Source organism: Deltaproteobacteria bacterium, assembly GCA_018668695.1.
Lineage (GTDB): Bacteria > Myxococcota > XYA12-FULL-58-9 > XYA12-FULL-58-9 > JABJBS01 > JABJBS01.
This window is the reverse complement of record JABJBS010000220.1, coordinates 1-5070: the sequence shown is the minus strand read 5'-3', so window position 1 is coordinate 5070 and position 5070 is coordinate 1. Positions and strand designations below refer to the sequence as shown.

Annotated in this window: 6 protein-coding genes; 2 read left to right on the top strand and 4 right to left on the bottom strand. The window is 50.0% G+C overall.

Annotated features, from left to right (window positions below; all coding sequences use genetic code 11):
- Positions 1 to 133 precede the first annotated feature (133 nt).
- The gene (locus HOK28_11700; GenBank protein MBT6433751.1) at positions 134 to 775 is read left to right on the top strand and encodes a hypothetical protein; all 642 of its coding nucleotides are present in this window, start codon (positions 134 to 136) and stop codon (positions 773 to 775) included.
- The gene (locus tag HOK28_11695) at positions 772 to 1863 is read left to right on the top strand and encodes an amidohydrolase family protein (GenBank protein ID MBT6433750.1); all 1092 of its coding nucleotides are present in this window, start codon (positions 772 to 774) and stop codon (positions 1861 to 1863) included. The genes HOK28_11700 and HOK28_11695 overlap by 4 nt, the downstream gene beginning before the upstream one ends.
- 6 nt (positions 1864 to 1869) lie before the next feature.
- Here HOK28_11695 and HOK28_11690 read toward each other — a convergent pair whose 3' ends face one another.
- From HOK28_11690 to HOK28_11675, 4 genes are all read right to left on the bottom strand, one after another.
- Positions 1870 to 2736, bottom strand: a complete 867-nt coding sequence (locus tag HOK28_11690; protein ID MBT6433749.1) for a hypothetical protein — start codon at positions 2734 to 2736, stop codon at positions 1870 to 1872.
- 37 nt (positions 2737 to 2773) lie between these two features.
- Positions 2774 to 3046 (bottom strand): hypothetical protein, encoded by a 273-nt coding sequence (locus HOK28_11685; protein ID MBT6433748.1) that lies wholly within the window; start codon positions 3044 to 3046, stop codon positions 2774 to 2776.
- Between the two features lie 27 nt (positions 3047 to 3073).
- Positions 3074 to 3481, bottom strand: a complete 408-nt coding sequence (locus HOK28_11680) for a hypothetical protein (GenBank protein MBT6433747.1) — start codon at positions 3479 to 3481, stop codon at positions 3074 to 3076.
- 166 nt (positions 3482 to 3647) lie between these two features.
- Positions 3648 to 5070, bottom strand: a 1423-nt coding sequence (locus HOK28_11675) for a hypothetical protein (GenBank protein ID MBT6433746.1), incomplete at its 5' end; no start/stop codon positions are given.

Here is a 5070-nt window from a genome sequence, read left to right as displayed (position 1 = left end):
TTTTGCCTACCACCCTGACTTCCACGCCGAGCTACTTCTCTTTTTTCAACAAGCTGCACTTCTCAGTTGACGTATAGACAGGCGAAAGCTTATATCTACCGCAAAGTAGATAAACTCCTTTCAAGGATTAGCCATGCTCCATCGACACCCTTCACTTCTTCTTGCCTTCACCGCGGCCTGCCTATTACTTGGCTGCGGCGCGGGAAGTCCGGAACCCTCTTCCCCAGATTCGCAAACCGGCTCAGTCACACCCACCCCATCGAGCGATGACAACCAAGCCGATGCCGACGACGAAGGCACCAACGCTGACGATGCGCCAAGCACTCTGGCCATCGTCGAAGGCCTAGGCATAGGCGGCGTTGAGATTGGTGATACTTTCGCTGAGGTCAAAGCAATTCTGGGAGAGCCCGAATCGCCCATGGGCTACAACCGAATGATTGTTGCCTCGTGGCCACAGCTTGGACTTGAAATCTTTTTTGCGTCTGAATTGGCCTTCGAAATCAACGACGCCGCCTGGGCGATGTCTATGAATACAACTCAGGGAGATGGGTTTAGCGGTTCGGCCATTCCTGGAATGGTTCGTTCTCAAATCGAGACCGCAGTGGGAACAACCAATGATGAAACGCTTGGGTACGCATTTTATGAATGCGGATTGGTTGTTCAATACGATGATAACAACATCGCAACTCAAATCGGCGTTGTGCCCTCTTACATCAAACGAACACAGCCTCCAGTGATGCTTCCGGCTTCAACCACAATGGAAAACCTCCCATGAAAAAAATTGTATTCGCCCTTTTACTTTTGTTGATGGCCCCTTCTTATGCTCTGGGGAACGTTGAAATTGACGGCCGAAACTTTGAGGTTGTGGATATGCACCTCCACACTGGCCTCTTTGGTGATTTCACAAGCTCCGGCCGAAACTTTATTATGTCGAAGTTGCCGCCATTTACGGTCATTTCATATCCAGCAATTTCAGCCGCCATCACCAACCCATGGGCTCCTTATATCGGTATCAAGGCGCAAACGGATTGGGCAGGCGTTGACCGTGCCGTGCTGCTTGCGACCTATACCCACCATACCGCGGGGTTTATGACCAACCAGGCTCTGGAGCAGCTCCTCATCGATCCGCGCAATGCAAAAGAGGACGGCAGCCAGTGGGCATGGGGAATGGCGAGCATCAACTTTGATGACTTCGAAGAAGACGATAATTCACACAGAAGACTTGATGTTCTTCAGTCTTACTTTACGCAACGTCCCGATTTGTTCATAGGCATCAAGCTGGCCCATGCTCACCAAGGCGTTGCTTTCGATAACGAGAACTATCTAGGTGTTTATGAAGTAGCCGCCGAGCATGGAGCGCCTGTTCTCCTTCATACTGGTGCGACCCCTTTTCCCAATGCAATGAATGAACCTGAATATTATGATCCCCTGGCTCTGGAGTCGGTCATTATCGCATACAACGGTAACAACGGTTCCAACCGAGTTGAGTTCGTTCTTTCACATGTTGGTGGAGTTGATAAACGCGCCACCGATCACGCCCTAGAACTCGCCGAGGCCCATGACAACGTATGGCTTGAAATCAGTGCCACCGGCTCTCCCATGGAAATTGGAGCGGATGGTGAACCGGTAGATTCCACAACGCCTCGCTACCACTATATTTTAGAGGAAGCTTTAGCTCGAGGTGTGGTGGGCCAAACAATCTTTGCTTCCGATGGACCGCAGAGTTCGGGAAAGGTGAAAGCCTATCTGTGGGAAATCATAGAAGCGATGCAAGCCGCGGGTTTTAGTCCCGACGAAATGGCTGCAGTATTGGCAGGAAACTTTTACCGAGCGTACGGCTTAACGCCTCCAGAGGCTCAGTAAATCAGCTTAGAAAAGCTCGTTGAGGTAATCCATCTCAATGGTCAAAGCTGCACCTAAGGTGTGGTACACTTCGCTGATCTTCAATGTGACATTGCCGGCAGAATCGCCAATATGGCGAAGATCTGCCGTATAGCTTAAGCGAAGAACCACCGGGTATCCGTTGTCTTCAGGACCAAGCTCAAATACCGGAATATCACCGGCCACCTCAATCATTGTGTTCACAGGCGCGATGCCAAACGTTTCATAAACGCCAAGCCGAGCCACAACAAAATCGAGATCTGCTACAGCGGCCGCACCAATACGCACGCCGTCGAATGCCGAATCTTGTTTTATCGCATTAGAACGATTCGCACCCTCTTCATAAGCAAATGCCACCACATCACTGTGATGAAACCAAACGCCCCACTCACCAGTAATGACTCCCGTGATATCAAATCCCCCACGTACACCAATCATGGCCGAGAGCACACTGTCGGCAACCTTTTCACCTGCTACATTCAGGTTATATGTTGCCCATGAGAAGCTGATATCGAGCGCCCCGATTTCATCCCACCATAGTTCAGTCTGCACATTGATCCCGGATGGACCGGCAAATGGAGCATGGCTGAAACTGGCTTCAGGTGGATAGGTTTCAGTGGTGTCATCACTGGTTTGTGACCATTTCATTGCGGAGGTATGCGTCCCCACACGAAAGCGGCCATGCAGTGCAAACGAATCGTCGCTGGCTGGAGGTCCGTAACCCTCGTCTAAAGTTGACACTTCAGCCGTATCAAAGGGTTCATCTGGTACATCTTGCCCTGACGCCAGACTAGGCAAAAATATAGATAGAAGTGCGAGAGGCTTGATAAGCCTCTCCACGTCATTGGAAGTCATAATGTATCCTTTTGCAGGTTATCAGCCCGCCCGATATTTAGAGAGGGAGAATCGCTTCGATATCCGCCTCGGAAACTCGACCATTTACCTTGACCATCTCGAGACCTGGCTTGATCAAAGTCATAGCCGGAAGTCCAATTTGAGGGCCAGTGTAACGCACAGTCGTGTTCCATCCAGCGTCTAATACCATCGGATAATTAATCCCATATCGTTCAACCCATGTATTCATCATCGCCTGGCCTTCATCGCCATCAAAGAGAGTTACAATAATGAACCCTCTTTCCTTATACTTTTCATACCAACCTACCAGGCTGGGTGCCTCAGCGCGGCAGCTGCCTCACCAATCGGCGGCGGAGACTAATAAAATAGCCTGCGCACAAAAGTCATAAAGACGAACCATGTTCCCGTCTTGATCGGGCAGTTCAAAGTCGGCAGTAATCTCGCCGGCAACGTAAGGGCTGGAAGTTCCTACGTTCGTCACTGCGTCGTTTCGACAAGCATCCCGTGGCCATCCACGAGGATACGGTCCATCGGTTGGATCAAGAGGATTAAGGGAGTCAGCAACTTCATCTCCGTCGCTGATTCCATCTCCATCGCTGTCGGCTTTAGCAGGGTCAGTCCCTAGCTCTGCTTCTTCGCTGGAAAGTAATCCATCTTCATCCATATCCAGAGGCATATCGACAGTTGCTGTACCGCAACCGACGAGGGCCAAACTGGCTATAAATGAAACTAACTTAAATCTCATCGACCTCAGTCCTTTCTTACTCGCACCTGCAACATGGGCATGTTGCTCGTATGGGCCATGGGCTAACAAACACCCAGGCCAATTCTCAACACCATACCCAGACTCGACTTGCGAAGTCAGGGGCTAACCCATTTTTATTGTTAAAAAACCCTTCCAAAACAGTCGCCTACTCGGGAGTCGATACTTTTCGAAGAAAGTCCTCGAGAGCCCTTACTGGCTCAGTATCGCCGTAAACAAGCTCGGAACGCTCGCCGAGTAATTCACGCACGGCCTGCCTGCGTTCTGCATCTTGACCAAGGAGGATCGCACGTTCAATGTAACCCTCACGGTCACTCGCAACCCACTCACCCATGTTCATCTGATTCAAAATTGCCGATGTGTGGCGACCTCGCATCCAGGTTCCGGCAAGTGTCACCATGGGTAGCCCCCAGGCCAAAGCCTCTAAACTTGTATTCCCACCAGACCAGCCCAAGCTATCGAGATAAACATCACACACGCCGTTGAGCTGTAGATAATCCTCAAAAGCCAACTGCCCCACAAAACTCACACAGTCGTTTAAGGTAACTCCTGAATTTTGAAACTGAGTTGCCAACCGGTTTTTAAATCGCTCGGTGATTTTCGATGACTTGTTATGGATAAAAACAAAATGAGCATCCGGTACCTGCCGCCGAATATTGACCCAAACTTCATCATTCTCTGGCAGGTATTTAAAGAGCGATTGGCAGCAAAGGTATAAAACCTTTTCTTGGGGTAGCTTAAAGTCTTCCCGGCTGCGCACAAGCTTCGGCAAGACAGGGCGGTTATATGCTATCGATAAGCCCGGCAACTTTATCAGCTGCTCCGAGTAGGCCGTGGCACTCTCATCTGGCTCCATTGCCTCGCTGGTCAAAAAGTAGTCCATCGTCGGCAGCCCTGTGGTAATCGGGTGCCCCCACGCTACACATTGAACCGGTGCTAAACGCTGTGCAGCTAATGCAAGCGTGCCACCATCCATTCCAACCTCTGGATAAATCAGAACATCCACAGCGTCTTCTTTGATCCGCTTCACTTGCGCATCAAGCCCCTGAATATTGACGTAGGTGTCTGCTGCCAACGCAAGAGATTGAGTCACCTCATCTTGCCGCGTCCCAAGATGGTAAACTATGATCTCAAATTCATCGCTCTCTAGTTCTTCCACCCAGCCTCTAAACAACTTCCCGATGGTGTGCCGCCACCAGTACGAGGATATGAAGCCTACGCGGATACGTTTATTGGGTGGTTCTCGGCGCGGTTTCATTTCTCCAAAATGTCGAAGAAACACATCACTCACCCACTGCCCATATTTTTTCTGGAGAGTCACATCATCTTTTTGCTGATAGGCCAATTGGAAGTTACTGCGATGTGAAGCGACCTGAAGTGCCGGTGTTAAATCTCTTAGGTCATCAACCTTATACGATTTAAGCAGTGCATCTAGCCCAGAACTATAATGCGCTCGAGCCTGCTCAATTTCGGCCTGAGAATTATACAAGATAGGAAGAGTTAACCACGCTGCGACTTGTCCGCTGATATCGTCTACAGAGCACTCTGATGACCGATTATATGCTTCTATC